This window comes from Streptomyces sp. CA-179760, from assembly GCF_050937045.1.
In the GTDB taxonomy this organism is placed as follows: Bacteria; Actinomycetota; Actinomycetes; order Streptomycetales; family Streptomycetaceae; genus Streptomyces.
Genome location: NZ_JBNJLZ010000001.1, coordinates 4333722 through 4354661 on the forward strand (window position 1 = coordinate 4333722; position 20940 = coordinate 4354661).

At 71.7% G+C, this 20940-nt stretch carries 15 protein-coding genes and 3 pseudogenes; 5 read left to right on the forward strand and 13 right to left on the reverse strand.

Going from position 1 to position 20940, the window contains the following annotated elements; translation table 11 throughout:
• Positions 1-48: 48 nt before the first annotated feature.
• Together ACQEV8_RS19330 and ACQEV8_RS19335 are read right to left on the reverse strand one after the other, a co-directional pair.
• Complete coding sequence (locus ACQEV8_RS19330) at positions 49-507, reverse strand: PPOX class F420-dependent oxidoreductase (RefSeq protein ID WP_432961857.1); 459 nt, start codon at positions 505-507, stop codon at positions 49-51.
• Between the two features lie 138 nt (positions 508-645).
• Entirely contained in the window at positions 646-1233 is a 588-nt protein-coding gene (locus tag ACQEV8_RS19335; protein ID WP_432961859.1) for a hypothetical protein, read from the reverse strand.
• A gap of 135 nt (positions 1234-1368) precedes the next feature.
• Here ACQEV8_RS19335 and ACQEV8_RS19340 point away from each other — a divergent pair.
• The 3 genes and pseudogenes from ACQEV8_RS19340 to ACQEV8_RS19350 all read left to right on the forward strand — a co-directional run bounded on the left by ACQEV8_RS19340 (position 1369) and on the right by ACQEV8_RS19350 (position 3452).
• Positions 1369-2033: pseudogene (locus ACQEV8_RS19340) on the forward strand (formylglycine-generating enzyme family protein).
• A 9-nt stretch (positions 2034-2042) separates the two neighbouring features.
• Positions 2043-2593, forward strand: a pseudogene (locus tag ACQEV8_RS19345) (GNAT family N-acetyltransferase).
• Between the two features lie 22 nt (positions 2594-2615).
• Entirely contained in the window at positions 2616-3452 is an 837-nt protein-coding gene (locus ACQEV8_RS19350) for a phosphotransferase enzyme family protein (protein ID WP_432961861.1), read from the forward strand.
• Between the two features lie 21 nt (positions 3453-3473).
• On the opposite strand, the gene ACQEV8_RS19355 is transcribed toward ACQEV8_RS19350, so the two are convergent.
• The 3 genes from ACQEV8_RS19355 to ACQEV8_RS19365 form a co-directional block, all read right to left on the reverse strand.
• Positions 3474-4433, reverse strand: coding sequence for an EamA family transporter (locus tag ACQEV8_RS19355; RefSeq protein WP_432961863.1), 960 nt, complete (start codon positions 4431-4433; stop codon positions 3474-3476).
• 149 nt (positions 4434-4582) lie between these two features.
• Positions 4583-5719, reverse strand: coding sequence for a lipid II:glycine glycyltransferase FemX (locus tag ACQEV8_RS19360; protein ID WP_432961865.1), 1137 nt, complete (start codon positions 5717-5719; stop codon positions 4583-4585).
• A 100-nt stretch (positions 5720-5819) separates the two neighbouring features.
• Entirely contained in the window at positions 5820-8738 is a 2919-nt protein-coding gene (locus tag ACQEV8_RS19365; protein ID WP_432961867.1) for an FAD-binding and (Fe-S)-binding domain-containing protein, read from the reverse strand.
• 86 nt (positions 8739-8824) lie between these two features.
• Here ACQEV8_RS19365 and serC point away from each other — a divergent pair, with 86 nt between their 5' ends.
• Positions 8825-9943 (forward strand): phosphoserine transaminase, encoded by a 1119-nt coding sequence (gene serC, locus ACQEV8_RS19370; RefSeq protein ID WP_432961869.1) that lies wholly within the window; start codon positions 8825-8827, stop codon positions 9941-9943.
• An 83-nt stretch (positions 9944-10026) separates the two neighbouring features.
• On the opposite strand, the gene ACQEV8_RS19375 is transcribed toward serC, so the two are convergent.
• The 7 genes and pseudogenes from ACQEV8_RS19375 to ACQEV8_RS19405 all read right to left on the reverse strand — a co-directional run bounded on the left by ACQEV8_RS19375 (position 10027) and on the right by ACQEV8_RS19405 (position 18913).
• On the reverse strand, positions 10027-11625 hold the full coding sequence (locus ACQEV8_RS19375) for an alpha/beta hydrolase (protein ID WP_432961871.1): 1599 nt from the start codon (positions 11623-11625) through the stop codon (positions 10027-10029).
• Between the two features lie 216 nt (positions 11626-11841).
• Positions 11842-12150 (reverse strand): hypothetical protein, encoded by a 309-nt coding sequence (locus ACQEV8_RS19380; protein ID WP_432961874.1) that lies wholly within the window; start codon positions 12148-12150, stop codon positions 11842-11844.
• 127 nt (positions 12151-12277) lie between these two features.
• Positions 12278-14461: pseudogene (locus ACQEV8_RS19385) on the reverse strand (bifunctional polysaccharide deacetylase/glycosyltransferase family 2 protein).
• Complete coding sequence (locus ACQEV8_RS19390; protein ID WP_432961876.1) at positions 14461-15126, reverse strand: hypothetical protein; 666 nt, start codon at positions 15124-15126, stop codon at positions 14461-14463. The pseudogene ACQEV8_RS19385 and the gene ACQEV8_RS19390 overlap by 1 nt, the downstream one beginning before the upstream one ends.
• 173 nt (positions 15127-15299) lie before the next feature.
• Positions 15300-16820, reverse strand: a complete 1521-nt coding sequence (locus tag ACQEV8_RS19395; protein ID WP_432961877.1) for a cellulase family glycosylhydrolase — start codon at positions 16818-16820, stop codon at positions 15300-15302.
• A 318-nt stretch (positions 16821-17138) separates the two neighbouring features.
• Positions 17139-17957, reverse strand: a complete 819-nt coding sequence (locus ACQEV8_RS19400; RefSeq protein WP_432961879.1) for an ABC transporter permease — start codon at positions 17955-17957, stop codon at positions 17139-17141.
• The gene (locus ACQEV8_RS19405) at positions 17954-18913 is read right to left on the reverse strand and encodes an ATP-binding cassette domain-containing protein (protein WP_432961881.1); all 960 of its coding nucleotides are present in this window, start codon (positions 18911-18913) and stop codon (positions 17954-17956) included. The genes ACQEV8_RS19400 and ACQEV8_RS19405 overlap by 4 nt, the downstream gene beginning before the upstream one ends.
• Positions 18914-19016: 103 nt before the next feature.
• Here ACQEV8_RS19405 and ACQEV8_RS19410 point away from each other — a divergent pair, with 103 nt between their 5' ends.
• Complete coding sequence (locus ACQEV8_RS19410; RefSeq protein ID WP_432961883.1) at positions 19017-19799, forward strand: TetR/AcrR family transcriptional regulator; 783 nt, start codon at positions 19017-19019, stop codon at positions 19797-19799.
• Between the two features lie 16 nt (positions 19800-19815).
• On the opposite strand, the gene ACQEV8_RS19415 is transcribed toward ACQEV8_RS19410, so the two are convergent.
• Positions 19816-20796 carry a WD40 repeat domain-containing protein gene (locus tag ACQEV8_RS19415; RefSeq protein WP_432961885.1) on the reverse strand — a complete coding sequence of 327 codons (981 nt, stop codon included), beginning with the start codon at positions 20794-20796 and terminating at the stop codon, positions 19816-19818.
• Between the last annotated feature and the right edge of the window lie 144 nt (positions 20797-20940).

Here is a 20940-nt window from a genome sequence, read left to right on the forward strand (position 1 = left end):
TTCCGCCGCGCCGAGACGCGCAGGCGTCCCCTCGCCGGGCAGGCCTGGCTAGCCGTTGATGTCGAGCGCCGTCCCGTACAGCCGGTCCACCTTCAGCCTGACGACCACCCGGCGTTCGGCGACCAGCTCCTCCAGGAACGCGTCCTCGTCCCCCGGTTTCGCGGCCTGCGGGATCATCCCGAGCAGCTCCCGCCCGACCGCGTCACCGGGAACCGTCGTGGCCTCGGAGACCTCCGCCTCCCCCTCCGCGACGGCGAACGACCACATGTCACCGCCTTGCACATGCAGCGCCGCACGCGGGTCGCGTCTCAGATGCCTGACCTTGACGCGCTCGGCCGTCGTCGAGAACCGCACGATGCGGGCCTCGGGGTCCCAGCTGTAGACCATGGTCGTCAGATGGGGCCGGCCGTCGCGCTTGACGCTGGCGAGCGTGCCGAACCGCTGCTTGCCGAGGAGGTCGGAGAGGGCTTCGTCGGAGAGGGGGCGGGGGCCGGGGCGTTGAGTCATGTAGTCGCAACTGCGTTGCCTGTGCCGTTATTTCATGGTCGGCGCCCGGTCGCGAGCAGAGGGGAACTCGCCGCCGGCAGTTCCGGAGAGATCTCGGCCGGGCGTGCCGTCGTCAACGCCGGCCGGCGTTCACGACGGTCAGTTGAAGATGTCCAGGGAGTCCAGCCAGGACCCTGCGTCGTCGGCGGGGCGGGGCCGCATCGGGCGCGGTTCCGGGTAGGTCTCAGCCGCGGCCCTCGCGCGGACGATGTCGGGCCCGCCGCACGCCTCGACCGCGAAGGCGCCGAAGACCTTGGCGAACGCGGCCGGGTCGCGGAACTCCACGCCGAACGCCCGGCCGTCCAGCAGCGGTACCCACACCACCCGGTCGAACCGTGTCCACTCCGACACCGGGTGGTCGTCCGCGGTTGACCGCCCCTCCAGCCACAGCCGTGCCACATGCAGCAGGTTCACGTTCTCCATCGGCAGACGCTTGCGCCGTACCCGCAGTTCACGTGTCGTCAGCTCGACGCGCTGGTCCTTCTTCGGGTACCAGACGACGCCGATCCCGAACGGCACCCACAGCAGGATCCCGATCACCGGCCAGACCAGGGCGTCTCCCCACGACCGGAGCAGCCCGCCGTCCAGCAGGAACGGAACCCCGAAGGCCAGAGCCCACTTCGCCGTCATCCGCCAGAATCCGCTGCCCTGCCGGTACAGGACCCGCCGCTTCCCCGTCATCGCCATGCCCGCACACTATCCACCGCCCCGCAGCTCACCGGTGGGCGTCTTCGCCACCATGGGGAACTCATCCGCGCACCGCGGAATGGACCACGGATAGGCTTACTCCGCATGGGGGTTGACGTGGGCGTGGAAAGCGAGATGGTCGCCGTCCCGGCCGGGGCGGTGACGCTGTCCGACCGGCGGACGCAGCGGAGCTGGACGGCCGAGGTCGGGGCCTTTCGGATGTCGGCCTTCCCTGTCACTCAGGGCTTGTACGCCCAGGTCACCGGTGAGCGGCCCAGTGCCGCTCGGGGGAGCGGCTGCCGGTCGAGGGTGTGTCGTGGTGGGACGCGGTCGCCTTCTGCAACGGCCTCTCGCTGGCGGAGGGGCTGACGCCCGTGTATCGGCTGCGCGGCGAGGACGAGGCCGTCGAGTGGGACGACCGCGCCGATGGGTACCGGCTGCCGACCGAGGCCGAGTGGGAGTACGCCTGCCGGGCCGGGAGTGCGGGGCCGCGTCATGGCCCGCTCGACGATGTCGCCTGGTACCGGGGGAACTCGGACGAGCGGGTCCACGCCGTGGGTGGCAAGCAGGCCAACGCGTGGGGCCTGTACGACATGCTGGGCAACGTCTGGGACTGGTGCTGGGATCTTTACGACGCCGAGGTCTACGGGACGTACCGGGTGCTGCGGGGCGGCGGCTGGTCCGACGAGCACTGGAGTTGCCGGGCCTCGGTGCGGCGCCGCAGTCATCCGACGTTCCGGATCGACGACGTGGGGTTCCGCGTCGCGCGCTCGGCCGTGCCGTTGAGCCGTGGGCGATAGGTTGCCGCCATGACCGCGTCAGCACCCGGCATCTGGCCGCCCGCCCCGATGAAGACCGAACGGCTCGTGCTGCGTGAGTCCGAGGGCCGAGATCGTGCGGCGTTCGTCGAGTTGTTCGCTTCGCCGGAGGTGGGCACCTACATCGGAGGGCCTCGGCCGCGTGCGGAGCTCGAACGCGCGGTGCCCGAGGTGCCCGGGCGGCGGGCCGGTGTTTTCGTCGTTGAGCTCTCGACGGAGTGATGGTCGGCATGATCACGCTCGATCGGCGTGACGCGGAGCGTCCGGGGCACGTCCGTCCGGAGGGCGGGGAGGCCGAACTCGGATACCTGTTCCTGCCGGAGGCGTGGGGACGCGGATACGCCGCCGAGGCGTGCGCGGCGGTGCTCGGCTGGTTCGGCGACGCGCTTCCCGGCGAGCCGGTGGTGCTCTGCACCCGGACCGCCAACGGGCGTGCGATGCGCCTCGCGGAGAGGCTGGGGTTCGCCGAAGTGGAGCGGTTCGAGGAGTACGGCGCCGAGCAGTGGTTCGGCGTGTGGTCCTCGGTCGCCTCGTCCGACTGAAGGGGAGAGGGGCCAGGCGACGATGCAGGCATCAGAGATCCGGCGAGCGGTGGCCGCGGCCATGTCGACCGCCTCGGCACTTGGCCTGAGGGCCGACGACGTGATCGTCCTTCATGACTCGAACAAGCTCACTCTGCGTCTGCTGCCCTGTGACGTCCTGGCCCGGGTGGCCCATCTGGCGGATCAGATCGCCGAGTTCGAGGTCGAGCTGGCTCAGCGGCTCGCCGAAGCCGGATGCCCGGTCGCCGCTCTCGAGCCGCGAGTGGAGCCACGCCCATATGAGCGTGACGGCTTCGTCATCACGCTGTGGACCTACTACGAGCCCGTGGCTCTTGGAAAGGTCTCACCGGGCGATTACGCCCACGCGCTCCAGCGGCTGCATGCCGGTATGCGCGAACTCGACATGCCGACGCCGCACTTCACGGACCGGGTCGAGCAGGCCCGACGACTCGTGGCGGACCGCGACCGCACCCCGGAGCTCGCCGACGCGGACCGGGAGCTGCTCGGCGACACGCTGCGCGGCCTGAAACGGGTGATCGGCGAACGCGGCGGCGCCGAGCAGTTGCTGCACGGCGAGCCGCACCCGGGCAACTTGCTCACCACGGGGAACGGGTTGCTGTTCATCGACCTCGAGACCTGCTGCCGCGGGCCCGTCGAATTCGACCTCGCCCATGCGCCCGAGGAAGTCGGCGAGCACTACCCGGGTGTCGATCAGGACCTGCTGCGCCAGTGCCGGATCCTCGTGCTGGCGGTGATCACGGCGTGGCGCTGGGATCGAGACGATCAGCTCCCGAACGGGCGCCGGCTGGGTGTCGACTGGCTCGGCCAGATGCGAGCGGCACTCGATCAAGAGCCCTGACCTCTGGCCCTCGCCCCGGTTTCAGCCCTCCAGGCCCGTGCTCTCCAGCGCCGCCGCCTTCTTGCGGCCGCCGCCCACCTGCGTACGCACCGCCCCCATGCTCGCCGCGACGACGAGGGCGATCGCGGCGGCCTCCATGGTGGTGAGGGCCTGGTCGAGGATGAGGAAGCCGGCCGTGGCGGCGATCGCCGGTTCCAGGCTCATCAGGATCGCGAAGGTGGAGGCGGGCAGGCGGCGCAGGGCGAGGAGTTCGAGCGTGTAGGGCAGGACGGAGGAGAGCAGGGCCACCGCCGCGCCCAGGCCCAGCGTCACCGGGTCGGCGAGCTTCGCCCCCGACTCGGCGATGCCCAGGGGCAGGAACAGCACCGCGCCGACCGCCATCGCGAGGGCCAGCCCGTCCGCCTGCGGGAAGCGGCGGCCCGTACGGGCGCTGAAGACGATGTACGCCGCCCACATGGCGCCGGCGGCCAGGGCGAAGGCCGCTCCCGCGGGGTCGAGGCCGCTGAAGCCTCCGCCGCCGAGGAGGAAGACACCGGCGAGGGCGAGTGCCGCCCACACCAGGTTGATCGCGCGGCGGGAGGCGAGGACCGAGAGGGCGAGCGGGCCGAGGACCTCCAGCGTGACGGCGGGGCCCAGCGGGATGCGGGCGACGGCCTGGTAGAAGAGGCCGTTCATCGCGGCCATGGTGATGCCGAAGACGACGACCGTGCCCCAGTCGGTGCGCGAGTGGCCGCGCAGCCGCGGGCGGCAGACCAGCAGCAGGACGACCGCCGCCACGAGCAGCCGCAGCGCCACCACCCCGAGGGCACCCGCCCTCGGCATCAGGGTCACCGCCAGCGCGCCGCCGAACTGCACGGAGATGCCGCCCGCGAGCACCAGGCCCACGGGCCCGAGGGATCCCAGACGGCCGGGGCCGCCGGGCGGGGAGGACGTGGCGGCCGTCGCGGACTGGGGCGTGGTGGCGCTGGCGGGGGTGGTCACGGGCGGTCCTGTGCTGATCGGGCTCCGGGTGCGGGCTGTGCGTACACCGGCCTGCACTCCGCGTACATCCCGATGCACTTCTCAGTCCACAGTAATGGACTACGTCAGGTGCGTGAAGCCTTTTTGCCGCTGTCTCGGGCTCTGAGACGTCAGCGCCGGGACAGGTAGAGCCCGAACGCCTTGTACAGCAGCCGGTTGAGGGGGTACTCCCACTCCCCGAGATACTCGACGGCCTCGCCGCCGGTGCCCACCTTGAAGCGGAGCAGGCCCAGCAGGTGGCTGGACTCGTCCAGGGTGTCGGTGATGCCGCGCAGGTCGTAGACGGCGGCGCCGAGTGCGTGCGCGTCGGTCATCATGCGCCACTGCACGGCGCTGCTCGGCTGTACCTCGCGCCGACGGCTGGTGGAGGCGCCGTAGGAGTACCAGACGTGGTCGCCGACGGTCAGCATGGTCGCGGCGGCGAGCACCTCGCCGTCGTGGTACGCGAGGTAGAGCCGCATACGGTCGGGGTGTTCGGCGGTGAGCGCCCTCCACATGCCCTGGAAGTAGGACAGCGGGCGCGGGATGAACTCGTCCCGCTCGGCGGTCTCGCCGTACAGCTCGTGGAAGGCCGGCAGATCCTCGATGTCGCCGCGTACGACCTTCACGCCGGCCTTCTCGGCCTTCTTGATGTTGCGCCGCCACTGCTGGTTCAGGCCGCTGTGGATGTCGTCCAGTGACCGGCCGGCGAACGGCACCTGGAAGACGTACCGGGGCTGCCCCGCGGCGAAGCCGCTCTCGCCGCCGGCCTCGGTCTGCCGCCAGCCCATGCGGCGCAGATCCCCCGCGATCCGGCCGGCCCGCGGGTCGTACGACGTCGCGCGCACGTCCCGCAGCCGTCCGGCGGCCGGGTCCGTGATGCCGGCCTTGACCGCCTCGGCGCTCCAGCGGCGCACCGCGACCGGCGGGCCCATCCGCACCGCGAAGGCGCCCCGGCGTCTCAGGTGCGCGAGCATCGGCTCCAGCAGCCGTTCCAGGCCGGGCTCGTGCCAGTCGACGAGCGGGCCCTCGGGCAGGTACGCGAGGTATCTCCGCAGTCCGGGCAGCCGCGGGCCGGGCAGCGGGCGCAGCAGTACGAGCCCCGCGCCGACGAGCCGCCCGACCGCGTCGAACCAACCCAGGCTCTCCGCCCGCCAGTCGGGCTTCACCTCGCCCCAGGACGGGACCTGGGTGTGGCTGGCGGAAGGGCGGGCCGCGACGAACGCGAGATGCTCGTCACGGGTGATCGGTTTGACGCGGATGCTCATACGCGGGCTCCTTCGAGTGGTGACCCCGCGAGCCTAGGAGCGGCCCCGGCCCTACTCCGGCTCAGACACTCGGGTCCGCCCGTCGCGTGGTCCGAACGCCTCAAGCGCGTCCGCGTTCGTCCGTGGGGGCGCCTCCCCCTTCTTCCTGATCCCCCTCCAGCCCCGCCGCCAGCACCTCCGCCAGATGACTCCCCCGCACCCCCGCCAGCTGCTCCAGCTGTGTGCGGCAGGAGAAGCCGTCCGCCAGGACCACCGTGCCGTCCGGGGCGTCCCGTACCGACGGCAGGAGCTGTTCCTCCGCGCAGGCCGTGGACACCTCGTAGTGGCCCTTCTCGAAGCCGAAGTTTCCCGCGAGGCCGCAGCAGCCGCCGCTCAGTTCGCCGGAGAGCCCGGCGGCCGCACGCAGCCGGCGGTCGGCGGTGTCGCCCAGCACCGCGTGCTGATGGCAGTGGGTCTGCCCGGCCACCGGGCGGTCCAGGCGCGGCGGCGTCCAGTCGGGGGCGTGGCGTTCCAGCGTCTCCGCGAAGGTGAGGACCTTCGCGGCGAGGCGGGCGGCGCGCGGGTCGTCGTGCAGCAGCTCGGGGACGTCGGTGCGCAGCGCGGCGGCGCAGCTGGGCTCCAGGACGACGACCGGGGCGTCGGTCTCCAGCACCGGTTCCATCAGGTCGAGCGTGCGGCGCATGACCGCCCGGGCGCGGTCCAGCTGGCCCGTCGACACATACGTCAGCCCGCAGCAGACGCGGCCCCGGCCGCGCAGCACCGACAGCGGATCCATCGCGACCGTCCGCCCGTCACCCACCGGCGATTCCACCAGCCGCAGCGTCGGCGGCAGCCCCACCCGCAGCCCGGCCGCCTCCAGCACCCGCACGGCGGCCTGCCCGACGGAGGGCGAGAGGTGCTCGGTGAAGGTGTCGGGCCACAGGATGACCAGGGCGCCCGAACCCGAACCGGCGGTCGCCTCCTCCCGCCGCCGCTCCCACCACCGGCTGAACGTCCGCCTCGCCACCCGCGGGATGTCCCGCTCGGGTGCGATCCCGCCCAGCCGCTTCGCCGCCCACGCGAGGGGCCGCACCCTCGACAGCGCGTTGACCAGCCATGCCGTGCGCGTACGGGACACGGCCCGGAGCCACACCGGAAGCCGTCCCATGGAGTGATGCGCGGCCGGGCGGCGGCGCCCCGCGTAATGGTGGTGGAGGAACTCCGCCTTGTACGTGGCCATGTCGACCTCGACCGGACAGTCCGAGCGGCAGCCCTTGCAGGACAGGCACAGGTCCAGCGCGTCCCGCACCTCGGTGGAGCGCCAGCCGTCGGTCACGACCTCACCGGCGAGCATCTCGTGCAGCAGCCGGGCACGCCCGCGCGTGGAGTGCTCCTCCTCGCCGGTCGCCCGGAAGGACGGGCACATGACGGAGGAGCCGGACGCCGAGGTCGTACGGCATTTGGCGACGCCCACGCAGCGCCGTACCGCCGCCGAGAAGTCACCGGCGTCGGAGGGGTAGCCGAAGGCGACGTCGACCGGTCCTCGGGGCAGGACGGAGAAGCGCAGGTCGGCGTCGAGGGGCGCGGGGCGGACGAGCATGCCGGGGTTGAGCAGGTCGTCGGGGTCCCATACGCCCTTGGCCCGCTCGAAGAGCCCCACCATCTCCTGGCCGTACATCCGGGGCAGCAGCTCCGCCCGGGCCTGCCCGTCGCCGTGCTCCCCGGACAGCGAACCGCCGTGCGCCACCACCAGCTCCGCCAGCTCTTCCGAGAAGCGGCGGAACCGTGCGACACCCGCCTCCGTCAGCAGGTCGAAGTCGATACGGACGTGGATGCAGCCGTCCCCGAAGTGCCCGTACGGCGTGCCGCGCAGCCCGTGCGCGGTGAGCAGTCCCCGGAAGTCCCGCAGATACGCCCCGAGCCGGGCGGGCGGCACCGCGCAGTCCTCCCACCCCGGCCAGGCCTCCCTCCCGTCCGGCATCCGCGTCGCCGTACCGCTCGCGTCCTCCCGGATCCGCCACAGTGCCCGCTGCCCCGCCGGGTCCGTGACCACGAGGGCGTCCACGACGTCGGCCGCCCGCACGATCGCCTCCGCACGCGCGCGTGCCTCGCCCGCCGACTCCCCGCCGGTCTCCACGAAGAGCCAGGCCGCGCCCTTGGGCAGGGCCGTCGCGGAGGGCACCAGGTCCGCCGACATCCCCTCCACCGTCAGCGGCCCGAACGGCAGCAGCCCGGCAGCGGCCTCGGCCGCCGCGCTCTCGTCGGCGTAGCCCAGCACGGCCAGCGCCCGCGCGCGAGGCGCCTCGACCAGTCGTACGACCGCCTCCGTCAGCACCCCGAGCGTGCCTTCGGAGCCGCAGAAGGAGCGGGCCACGTCAGCGCCGTGCTCGGGCAGCAGGGCGTCCAGCGCGTACCCGGAGATACGCCGGGGCAGCTCCGGGAAGCCGGTGCGCAACCGGGACAGCTCGCCGTCCACGAGGGCCCGCAGCCCGTCCGGCGCCCCGGCCCAGTCCTGCCCGAGCCGCAGCCGCCGCCCGCGCGCGGTGACCACGTCCAGCTCGCGCACGCTGTCCGCGGTGGTCCCCCACGCCACCGAGTGGGAGCCGCACGAGTTGTTGCCGATCATGCCGCCGAGCGTGCACCGGCTGTGTGTGGACGGGTCCGGCCCGAACCGCAGCCCGTGCGGTGCGGCGGCCTCCTGGAGCCGGTCCAGCACGAGTCCCGGCTGCACGACGGCGGTACGGGTCGCCGGGTCGAGTGACAGGAGCCGGTTCATGTGCCGGGTGAAGTCCAGGACGACACCGGTGCCGGTGGCCTGCCCGGCGATGGACGTGCCCCCGCCGCGAGCGACGACGGGAACGCCGTGCTCCCGGCACACGGCCAGGACGGCGGCCACGTCGTCGGCGTCCACGGGGGCGACGACCCCGCGGGGGACCCGCCGGTAGTTGGACGCGTCCATCGTGACGAGCGCGCGGTCCGTCACGCCGAACCCCACGTCACCGCGGACCGCGCCGCGAAGCTCCGCCTCAAGTTCCGACATGGGTCCATCCCATACCCACCGCCACCCCGTCTCACCCGACGGACGACGTTTCGCCCAGGTTTCCGGAAACGGCTACGCTCCCTTTCGTGGCTGAGATCCAGATTCCCGCTGACATCAAGCCCGCCGACGGACGTTTCGGCGCGGGCCCCTCCAAGGTGCGGACGGAAGCGCTGGACGCGCTGGCCGCGACCGGCACCTCCCTCATGGGCACCTCCCACCGGCAGGCCCCGGTCAAGAACCTGGTCGGCAAGGTGCGCGAGGGCGTCCGCGAGCTGTTCCAGCTCCCCGACGGCTACGAGGTGATCCTCGGCAACGGCGGCTCCACCGCGTTCTGGGACGTCGCGACGCACGGCCTGATCGAGAACAAGTCGCAGCACCTCAGCTTCGGCGAGTTCTCCTCCAAGTTCGCCAAGGCCGCGAAGCTCGCTCCGTGGCTGGCCGAGCCGGACGTCATCTCCTCGGACCCCGGCACGCACCCGGAGCCGCAGGCCGTGGCGGGCGTCGACGTGTACGCGTTCACGCACAACGAGACCTCCACGGGTGTCGCCGCCCCCATCAAGCGGGTGCAGGGCGCCGACGAGGGTTCCCTCGTCGTGGTCGACGCCACCTCCGGCGCCGGCGGCCTGCCCGTCGACATCGCCGAGACGGACGTCTACTACTTCGCCCCGCAGAAGTCCTTCGCCTCCGACGGCGGTCTGTGGATCGGTGTCTTCTCCCCGGCGGCGATCGAGCGCGCGGAGCGTATCCACGCCTCCGGCCGCCACGTCCCGGAGTTCTTCTCGCTGCCCACGGCGATCGACAACTCCCGCAAGAACCAGACGTACAACACCCCGGGTCTCGCCACGCTGTTCCTCCTCAACGACCAGCTGGAGTGGATCAACGGCCAGGGCGGCCTGGACTGGTCGGTCCGCCGCACCGCCACGTCCGCGCGCACGCTGTACGGGTGGGCCGAGGACGTCAAGTTCGCGAACCCGTTCGTCACCGACCCGGCCAAGCGCTCGGCGGTCATCGGCACGATCGACTTCAGCGACGAGGTCGACGCGGCCGCCGTCGCCAAGGTCCTGCGCGCCAACGGCATCGTCGACACCGAGCCGTACCGCAAGCTCGGCCGCAACCAGCTGCGTGTCGCGATGTTCCCGGCGATCGACCCGGCGGACGTCGAGGCGCTCACGAAGTGCGTCGACTACGTGATCGAGAAGCTTTGATCTTTTCTCGTACGTGACGGAGGGCGCCCCGCACACGCGGGGCGCCCTTCTTTTCACGAGAGCCGAGGCTCGGACGGGCATGGTCAGCCGCCGAAGCCCGCGATCCCGCTCAGGGTCTTGGCGACCGTCGCGACGGCCGACCCGGCCGCGCCCGGCGCCTTGCCCGCCGCGGCCTGCGGCTTCGGGTCGGCCAGCTTCTTGCAGACCGCGTCGGCCGTGCCGCTGCCGTGCGGCACCTTGCCGTTGGTGAGGTAGGCCGCCAGGTGCTTGTCGAGGCAGGTGTTGCCGCCCAGCGTGATGCCGTGGTTGCCGCCGCCCTGTTCCACCACCAGGCTGGAGCCCTTCAGCAGACGGTGCATGGTGACACCGCCCTGGTATGGCGTGGCCGCGTCGTCCGTCGCCTGGAACAGCAGGACCGGCGGGAGCTTGGAGTTGGCGACGTTCACCGGCTTCTGCGACTTCGTCGGCCAGAACGCGCAGGGGGCGTTGTACCAGGCGTTGTTCCAGACCATGAAGGGGGCCTTCTCGTACACGGCCCAGTTGTCCTTGCGCCACTGGTTCCAGTCACGCGGCCAGGAGGCGTCACGGCACTGCACGGAGGTGTAGACGCTGTAGCCGTTGTCGCCGGAGGCGTCGATGGCGGCGATGTCGTCGTACGCCTTGACCAGCGCGGCGGTGTCGTGCTTGTTGACGTACGCGGCGAACGTCTGGGCGAGGGTGGGCCAGTAGGCGTTGTTGTAGCCGCCGGGTATGAAGATGTCCTCCAGTTCGGAGGCGCCCACCTTGCCGCCGGCCGGCTTCTTGGCGAGGGCCGCCCGCATGGCGTACCACTTGGCCTCGATCTTCTTCGGATCGGTGCCGAGCTTGTACGTGGAGTCGTACTTGGCGATCCACGCCATCAGCGCCTTGTGGCGCTTGTCGAAGGCGTAGTCCTGCTGGATGTTGTCGTCGTACCAGACGCCGGTCGGGTCGACGATCGAGTCCAGCACCAGGCGCCGCACCCGCTCGGGGAACAACTTGGCGTAGACCGCGCCGAGGTAGGTGCCGTACGAGTAGCCGAAGTAGTTGATCTTCTTCGCGCCGAGGGCCTTGCGGATCGAGTCCATGTCCTTCACGGCGCTGACCGTGTTGATGTACGGCAGGACGTCCTTGTACTTCGTGCCGCAGGCCTGGGCGAAGGACTTGGCGCGCGCGAGGTTGGCCTTCTCGATGGCCGGCGTGCTGGGCACGGAGTCGGGGCGCACCGGGTCGAAGTGGCCCGGCTTGCAGTCCAGGGCGGGCTTGCTCTTGCCCACGCCGCGCGGGTCGAAGCCGATGACGTCGTACTGGGCCGCGACCTCCTTCGGCAGGGAGGAGGCGACGAAACCGGCCAGCGACAGGCCGCTGCCGCCGGGGCCGCCGGGGTTGACCAGCAGCGGGCCCTGGTACGTCGAGGCGGTGTGCGGCACCCGCGAGAGCGCCAGCGTGATCTGCTTCCCCTTCGGCTTCGCGTAGTCGAGCGGCACCTTCACCGACGCGCACTGCATCGTCGGGGAGTCGTCCGTGGCGCACTTCTTCCAGGTGACCTTCGCGGCCTGGGCGGATGTCGCGGAGTGCGACGCGTCGGCGCTGGCGGGAGCGGCGGTGAGGGTCCCGGCCAGGACGACGGTCGCGCCGCACAGTACGGCTGCGCTTCTTCTCATGGAGTTCTCTCAGAACGGTGAGGGGGGTCAGGCCCGCGTGAACACGGGCCGTGCCGCATCGTTTCGGAAGAGCACGCCATGCAAATACGTATTCGACCAAGACTTGACCGAATCGAGTCATCCCATGCGAACAAACCCCTTTAAAACAGGGGCATTTGGACCTCAGTTAACCAAACGCCCCACTCACCGCACGGACCAAGACGCACGAGGTGCAGGTCAGGAACCCGGGAAGGGCTGAAGGAGGCCACGGGCCCCCTCCTGCTCCTCCTTCGCCTCGTCGCCGTCACCTTCGGCGTCACCGTCGCACCGGGTCTGCGTCGTGTTGTTCTGGGGTCCGAACAGAACAGACCAGACGATGTTCTCGAGCCCCTGCCGCTGCGTGTTGGACGTCTGGCACGAGGAACTCTGATTCTTGCCCCCGTCGGACGGCGCGGCGCTCTGAGCCGCGACGGGCGCGGCGGAGGTCAGGGCCGCCGCGAGGATGATGACGGCCGCACCGGCCGAGTGCGCCAGAGATCGGGGCATACAGTGCAAACGTGGAGTTTTCATGATCACACCTTGAGCGGAAAAGCGCCCGGGAGGAAGGCTGACGGCCCCTCGGCCGGGCAACTGAACCCGAACGGCGGCCCGCACCGTACGCCGCCGCGACCGCTCACATGCGGCGGGTCGAGGGCTGCGGAGGCAGCATCACGTCACCACTGCGCTTGAGCCGCTGCCAGGGCAGCCGGTAGCCGTTGATCGCGGTCAGACAGGCCTGGGTGAGGACCAGATACATCACCTGGCGGTAGACGACCTGTTGCAGGGGGAGCGCCCACAGGGGCCGGAGCCGCTCGCCGTCGAGGTGGAAGGCGTACGCGGCGCAGACGGCCTGCACCGCCAGGACGCCGCACCACGCGAGCACGGTCGTGAGCGGGTTCCCGAACACCAGGCCGTAGAGGGCCAGGATGTCGATCAGCGGGGCGAGCAGCGGGGTGAGGATCTGGAAGACGGCCAGCAGGGGCAGACCGCGGCGGCCGAAGCGGCCCCGGTGCCGCGCTCGACCAGCGCGTGCCGGTGCTTCCACGCGGCCTGCATCGTGCCGTAGCTCCATCGGTAGCGCTGGCGCCACAGCTCCCGCAGCGAGGACGGTGCCTCGGTCCAGCCGAGTGCGTCCGGAACGTAGCGGATCTCCCACCCGGCCCGGTGCAGGGCCATGGTGAGGTCGGTGTCCTCGGCGAGGGTGTCCGCGCTCACCATCCCGGCGTCCCGCAGGGCCTCGGCACGGAAGGCCCGACGGCGCCGGGGATGGTGGGCATGCAGTGCAGCAGGTCGTACATGCGGCGGTCGAGGTTGAAGCCCATGACGTACTCGATGTGCTGCCACCGGCCCAGCAGCCGCCGCCGGTTGCCGACCTTGGCGTTGCCCGCGACCGCCCCGACGCGGGGTCGGCGAACGGCTGGACGAGGCGGCCGACGGTCGAGGGGGCGAAGACGGTGTCGGCGTCCAGCATGACGACGAGATCGTGGGAGGCCCGCAGGACACCGGTGTTGAGGGCGGCGGGCTTGCCGCTGTTGGGCTGCCGGACGACGGTGACGTTCTTCAGGGCGAGCGACTCCGCGAGGTCGGCGGTGCCGTCACGGGAACCGTCGTCCACGACGATGATCTCGACGGGGTGCTCGCTCGCGGCGAGGGAGCGGAGCGTCTTGGGGATGCACAGCTCCTCGTTGCAGGCGGGGATGACGACACTGACGGGCCCGGTCACGGGCCCCTGCCCGCCGGGGCCGGGGCCGGGGCGTCGGCGGCGGGCGTGGTGACGAGCCAGGACGAGCAGCAGCACACACCGGGCCAGGACGAGCGAACCGACCACCAGCAGCAGCGCGCTGACGGCCGTCACCGCCGTCGACGACACGGTGACGGCGGCCACGAAGACGCGGCCGCTCCACCGGTCCACCGTGTCGACGGGGCTGCTCAGGGTCTCGGCGCCGGCCAGCTCTGCGAGCGTGGTGAAGCGATAGCCCTGGGCCTGCAGCCGGGGGATCAGGATCTTGAGGGCCTCGACCGTCTGCGACCTGTCCCCTCCCGCGTCGTGCAGGAGGACCACCGCGCCCCGGCCCCCGGTCGGGGTGGCCGCGTCGGCGATCTCCCGGGCACCCGGCCGCCGCCAGTCGTTGGTGTCCCGGTCGATGAACGCCAGGACGTAGCCCTTCTCGCCCAGGCTCCGGACCAGGGACCACTCCGGGGCGTCGAGGGCGGCGGGGGTCGAGGAGTAGGGCATCCGCATCAGCGAGGTGTGGATGCCCGCGGCCCCGGCGAGGGCGAGCTGGGTCAGCGACAGCTCACGGTCGACGTCGCTCGCGGACCGGGTGGTCAGGTCCGGGTGGGAGAAGGTGTGCACGCCGATCTCGTGCCCGGAGCGGACCACCCGGCGCAGCACGTCCGGGTACCGGGCGGTCTGCTGCCCGGTGACGAAGAAGGTGCCGGGTGTGCCGTAGTGGTCGAGGACGGCCCGGATGCGGGGTGTCCAGGTGGGGTCGGGGCCGTCGTCGAAGGTCAGGACGACCGTCTTGTCCGGCGTGCGATAGGTGCGCAGACGGTCGTCGGCGGTGTCGACGACCGGGCCGCCGCCCGAGATCGAGCGGGGGACGCCGGTGGCCGGCCGCCCTCCGGGCCCTTCCTGGTCACCGGCGAAGCCCCTGGTGGTGTAGCCCTCGACCAGGAGGACCGAGGCGACGAAGGCCAGCAGGATCAAGGGGACGACGATACGGAAGCGATGCCGCGGTGCCAGGGGCGCTCGGGTCCGGCGCGGACCGGGCGACGTCGCTGAGCGGTCGGGTGACCGGTCGGGGCGCCGCCGCATCAGGGGGCCTCGGCCACCGAGGGGTCGGCGGGCGGGGGCGGCTCCGCGACACCGGACGGTGCCGAGGGGCTGGGCGCCGGCTCTGTGGGCTCAGGTGCCGGAGGGGCGGACGGGGCGGTGGTGGGCGGAGCGGGCGAGGGCGCGGCCGGGGGCGAGGGCGCGGTGGTGTCCGGGTCCGGTTCAGCGGTCGGAGCGGCGGGGTCGTCGGGGTCCGCGGGCTCTTCCGGCGCGGATGGCTCCGGTGACGCCGGGGCCTGCGGTTCCGGTGTGCCGGTGTCGGACGGTGCCGGTGGGCTGCCGGGCACCAGGGGCGGGGCGAGGGAGGGGCCGGGCCCGGCGAGGCCCGGGACGAGCAGGGCGCTGGGGCCGGCCGCGTCCGAGGCGTCACGGGGCGGTGCCAGGTGCGTCCCGCCCGGGGCCCGGTCCTTCGGCGCGGCGGGCGCCGCCACGTCGCCGGGGAGCAGCGACCCCGGGGCGAAGGGCGTCGCGCCCATCAGGCTCAGCCCCAGCACCGCCATGTAGGCCGCCGCACAGCCGGCCAGTCCGTAGCCGGCGCGCCGGAGATTGCGCGCACGCCGGCCGGAGGAGTCGACGAACACCGGGAGGCTCGGATCGCTCGACGGTTCCTGCCCTGTTTGCCCTCCATTGGCACGGTCAGGCGCCATAGATGTCAGCGTACGCCGCTACGGGGCCGTCGGTCGGACGAGGCGCCCCATGCTCGCCGGGCACCCCCGACGCACCCCCCTCAGACAGCCACACAGCACACCCGACACCGCCACCGGGCCGTCGGCCAGGAGAGGGCGCCCGGCGAGCACCGGGCGCCCCTGCCGCACCACCGTCAGGTCGCCGTACAGCTCACACTCGGCACCGCTCCGCCCCCGGGCGCTCCGCCCAGACCGAGGCTTGCCGAACCTCCCACCGGCACGCTCCCGTTGTGCGCGGCGTTCACCGCCGTCACACCCGCCCCGCTCTGCGTGTACGACGCGTTCCACATGCTGGTGACCTTCTGCGCGCCGCTCCACGTCCAGGCGACCTTCCACGAGGTCAGCGGCGCGGTGCCCGTGTTGGTCACCTTCACCTCGGCGTTGAAGCCGCCGCCCCAGTCGCTGCTCACCGTGTAGGCGGCGGTGCAGGCGGCCCCGCCGCCGGGTTCACCGGGCCCGCCGGGGTCCGGCCCGGAACCGCCTCCCGCGAAGCCCGGCGCCTTGATCGCCTTGAGGTATCCGTCCTTCGCGGTGTCCACGGTCTGCCAGTCGTCCTTCAGGATGCCGCCCGTGTCGCCCGAGTTGGGGTTCCAGGACCAGAACGTCCAGTGGAAGCTGTCGGCGCCGGAGCCCGATGTCGACCGCAGATACGTCACCAGCGCGGACAGCCACCGCTGGTCCACCGTCGACTGGAGCGTCGTACCGAACTCGCCGAGCCACACCGGGGCGATGTTCTGCTTGAAGATGTAGCCCCAGTACTTGTCCCAGATCCCCGGCATGTTCGCGGGGAAGGACGGGTCGCCGAACCAGGGCTGCTGGGCCACCGACGTGGCGTAGTCGTGGGCCGAGTACACCAGCCGGTTCGGCACGTCCAGCTGGACCGGGTACTGGGCCACGCCCATGAGGTTGCCGCCCCACCAGCCGTTCGTGCCGTTGTACGACTGCACGCCCTCGACCATGATCAGCAGCTCGGGGTTGACCGACAGCACGGCGTTGCCCGCGCGCTGGGCGGCCAGGCGCCAGTCGCGGGAGGTGTCGCCGCAGCCCCAGCAGGCCGGGTCGTGGGGCTCGTTGTGCAGGTCGATGCCGACGACGGTGGAGTTGCCCTTGTAGCGCGTGGCGAGCGCCTTGAGATTGGCGATCCAGGTCGACTCGGGGACCGACGCCGTGTACCAGAGGGCCGACTGGCCGGCCGCGTCCGGGCGGTGCCGGTCGAGGACGATCTTGAGTCCGGCCTGTCCGGCGTACGCCACGATCTTGTCCAGGACCTGCAGCGAGGTCAGGCCCCGCAGGTCGGTGTTCTTGCCGTCGTGATTGACGCTGTCGGGCATGGTGCCCGACTTGAGGATGTCGTCGCTGTAGGGCATCCGGATGGTGTTGTAGCCCAGCGACCTCATCTGATCGATCATGCTCTTGTAGTCGCGGGCCCACAGGCCGTGGACGACGTGGTTGGCCGTCTCGAAGCCGAACCAGTTGACACCGGCGATCCGGACGGGCGCTCCGGCCGCGTCCAGGATCTGGCGGCCGCTGGTGTGCCAGTAGCCGGCGCCCGCGGCCTTCGTATCGACGTCGCCGGCCTGGGCCGACTCTGTGCCGGCCAGCGGTAACAGGAGCGCCGCGGCAACACACAGCGCTCTGCGCAGAGTGCGGAACATGTGGCTGCTTCCTCTCGGGTTCCTCTGGGAGGGGGAGGCGCGGCCCCGGAATCGAATGGGAGCGCTCCCATCATGCCGCGCACCTCCCAGGAAACTGACGCACCATGAACACGTCAAGACCTCGGGAGGTGCGCGTCGCCCGCGCCTGCGGCCCGAGCTTGTCGAACCGCCGCCGCACCACTACCGCTGAGCTACTCGAACCGCCGCCGCCCCCTACCGGCTGAGCTTCTCGAACCGCCGCCGCACCACTACCGGCTGAGCTTCTCGAACCGCCGCCGCACCACTACCGGCTGAGCTTCTCGAACCGCCGCCGCACCACTACCGGCTGAGCTTCTTGAACCGCCGGACCGCCAGCGGCAGGAAGATCGCCGTCAGGATCACCGGCCACACCCCGGCCATCAGCAGCGCGTGCTGCTCGACCCAGGTGTCACCGCCGACCGGCGTGCCGAACAGCTCGCGGGTCGCCGCCGCCGTGGAGGAGATCGGGTTCCAGACCGCCACCCAGCCCAGCCAGTCGGGCATCAGCTGCGGCGCGACGAAGATGCTGGAGATCATCGTCAGCGGGAAGGCGACCGCGAAGAGGCCGCCCGCAGCCTCCGGGTTGGGCACGATCAGGCCGAGCCACACACCGATCCAGATCAGCGAGAAGCGCAGCCAGAGCAGCAGCCCGAACGCGCCCAGGAAGCCCAGGCCCCCGTCCGGCCGCCAGCCCATGGCGAGCGCCGTGAGCATCATGATCGCCAACTCGGCGCAGGCGACGATCAGATCGGTGACGCCGCGCCCGGCCACCACCGCCGAGGACGACATCGGCATGGAGCGGAAGCGGTCGATGACGCCCTTGGTGGAGTCGTAGACCACGACGGTCGCCGTGTTGATGAAGCCGAACGCCATGGTCATCGCGAACATGCCCGGCATCAGGAAGTCCTGGTAGTCGCCGCCGCCCGGCACCTTCATGGCGCTGCCGAAGACATAGCCGTAGAGCAGCACGGACAGGATCGGGAAGCCCAGCTGCCAGGCGATGTTGACGGGCTGACGCTGGTAGTGGGTCAGGCCGCGGCGGACGATGTTCCAGCAGTCGGCGAGCAGCCAGTACGTACCGCTCCGGGCGCTCGGCGTACTCAGGTCGATGGCGCTCACGCCGCGGCCTCCTTCTCGGTCCGGTGTCCGGTCAGGCGCAGGAACACGTCGTCGAGGCTCGGCCTGCGCAGCCCGATGTCCTCGACGCGGACGCCCTCGTCCTGCAGGGTCCGCGCCACCTCGGTGAGCGCCCCGACCCGGTCGGCGACCGGGGCGTGCACCCGCAACTCGGTCTCGTCCGCCTCGGGTTCGCCGTCCGTGACCCGGGCGACCACCTTCACCACCCGCGGGATCTCGGCCCGCTCGGCGACCACGACCTCGATCCGGTCGCCGCCGACCAGGTTCTTCAGCCCGTCCGGGGTGTCGTCGGCGATGGACCGCCCCTGGTCGATGACGGTGATGTGCGAGGCCAGCTTGTCGGCCTCCTCCAGGTACTGCGTGGTCAGCAGCACCGTCGTGCCACCCGCCACCAGCGCCCGTACGGACTCCCAGACCTCGCCCCGGCTGCGGGGGTCCAGGCCCGTCGTCGGCTCGTCGAGGAAGAGGACCGCCGGCGCGAGGATCATCGACGCGGCGAGATCGAGGCGGCGCCGCATGCCGCCGCTGTACTTGCCCACGCCCTTGTCGGCGGCGTCGGCCAGGTCGAACTGCTCCAGCAGTTCACCGGCCCGGACCCGGGCCCGCTTGCCGCCCAGATGGAACAGGCGGCCGAACATCTCCAGGTTCTGCCGGCCGGTGAGCACCTCGTCCACCGCCGCGTACTGCCCGGTGAGCCCGATCCGGGCCCGGACCTCGCGCGGCTGCCGGGCCACGTCGAGACCGGCGACCGTGGCGCTGCCCCCGTCCAGCCGGATCAGCGTGGACAGGATGCGCACGGCGGTGGTCTTGCCCGCCCCGTTCGGCCCGAGCAGGCCGTGCACCGTGCCCTCGCGCACGGCCAGGTCGAAGCCGTCGAGGGCGCGTTTCTCGCCGTACCGCTTCTCCAGCGCCTCGGCCCGTACCGCGTATCCGTCCATGCCACCCCTCCCGTACCAGTCGTGCCGCCTCTGAACTGAGTACAGCGTACCCGATTACGCGTACAACGTACCCAGTTTTTGTACGGACCTCTAAGCTGGGCCCATGACGAGCGGTACGAGTGGTGCGGGCAGTACGGAGACCAGCGGCAGCGGCGATATCGCCCGCACCCTCGAACTGCTGTGGGACACCGGCCACCGCCCCAGCCGGGGCCCCAAGCCGACCCTGACCCTGGACCGGATCGTGGAAGCCGCCGTCCAGGTGGCGGACGCCGAGGGACTGGACGGGCTGTCCATGCGCCGCGTCGCCGCCGAACTCGGCACCGGCACCATGTCGCTGTACCGGTACGTCCCGGGCAAGGGCGAGCTGCTCGACCTCATGCTGGACCGGGTGCAGCGCCGCTCCGACAACCCGTCCGACCTCGGCGACGGCGGCTGGCGCGCCGCCCTGGAGGCTGTGGGCCGCACGACCCTCGCCCTCTACCGCCGCCACCCCTGGCTGATCCACGTCAACAACGCCCGCCCGGTTCTCGGCCCGAGCGCCGTCGACGGCATGGAGAAGATCCTCACCCGGATCCGCCCGATGGGGCTGACCGACCCCGAGCTGGTCTCCGCGGTCATCATGATCGACGGGTACGTCGTCGGAGCCGCGCGCACGCAGCTGTACGAGCGGGAGGCGGAACACCGGACGGGCCTGACGGACGCCGAGTTCTGGCAGGCGCAGGTGCCCGTCCTGGAGAAGGCCATGGCTTCCGGCCGCTACCCGGTGATGGCCTCGCTCTCCGAGGACAGCTTCGGGTCCGACTTCGACCACTTCGAGTTCGGGCTGCAGCGGATCCTGGACGGGCTCGAGGTCCTGGTGGAGCGGCGCGCCCGGTCGGCCCCCTAGGGTCTGCCGGGCTCCCCTACCGTCGCCGTCGCCTCAGCCCCCGCAGCGCGAACAGCACGGCACCGCCCACGGCGACGGCGATGGCACCGGTCTTGAGGTCGCCGCCCAGCCCGCCCCCGCCGCCACCGTCCGAAGCGGCCGAACCGCCGCTGCCGGAGGCCGAGCCGGACCCACCGGCCCCGGGAGCGTCCTGCGGCTCCACGGGACTGTCGGCCCCCTCGGCGCCGTACATGAGCTTCTTCCCGTCGGCGGTGTAGGTGACGGACTCCCCCTGCCCGAGGAACGGCACGCCGAGCCGCTCCCTCTTCTTGATCTTCCCGCCGTTCCAGTCGTACGCGATCGCCCCGAAATAGCTGCGTACGACGAGGTGTTCGGCATCCGGGGAGAGCGTGGCGTCGGTCGCCTCCAGGTCGGGGACGGCCGCGACGGGCCGGAAGACGTTGCTCCCGGTGGGAGAGAGCTCGGCCGGACCCTCGTACAGATGCCCGCCCTTCTCGTTCTTGTCGACGATGTAGACGCGGCCGGTCTTCGGGTGCACGACCAGCGACTCGGCGTCCCGCGCGCCGTCGGAGTACTTCACGACGTACTGCGTGGCCCGGACGGTCTGGTCGCGCAGGTTCTTCGGCTCGGGCAGCCGGTAGATCCACACGTACGGCCAGCTGCCGCCGAGGTTGTCGCCGATGTCGCCGACGTAGATCTGGTTGTCGGGCCCGATGGAGATGGCCTCGACATCACGCGGGCTGCCCACCCCGGCCATGGTGACCGTGGCGACCGTCTCGCCCGTCGCGCTGTCGACGGCGTAGAGATACGCCCCGTCGTCGCTGTCGTTGTGCGTCCAGTAGATCCCGGGGTGCTGCCGGGAGGCCGCCAGGCCGCTGGACTCGGTGATGCGCGGATCCTTGATGGTGAACTCCTCGTCACCGTCGGCGGCGGAGGCGGGCACGGCGAAGGCGCCCACGAGGAGAGCCGCGGCGAGGAAGACGGTCGGTCTGCGCATGCCCCAAGCCTGCCATCCCGCTCCGCGGTTCACCGGGCGGTTCAGCGGGCGTGACGGATCACCGCCGGTGGCCGGGAACGCCGCGTGGCCCGACTCACACCCCACCCGGCGGCTCGGCCCCGGCTTGATCCTCCATGATGAGCG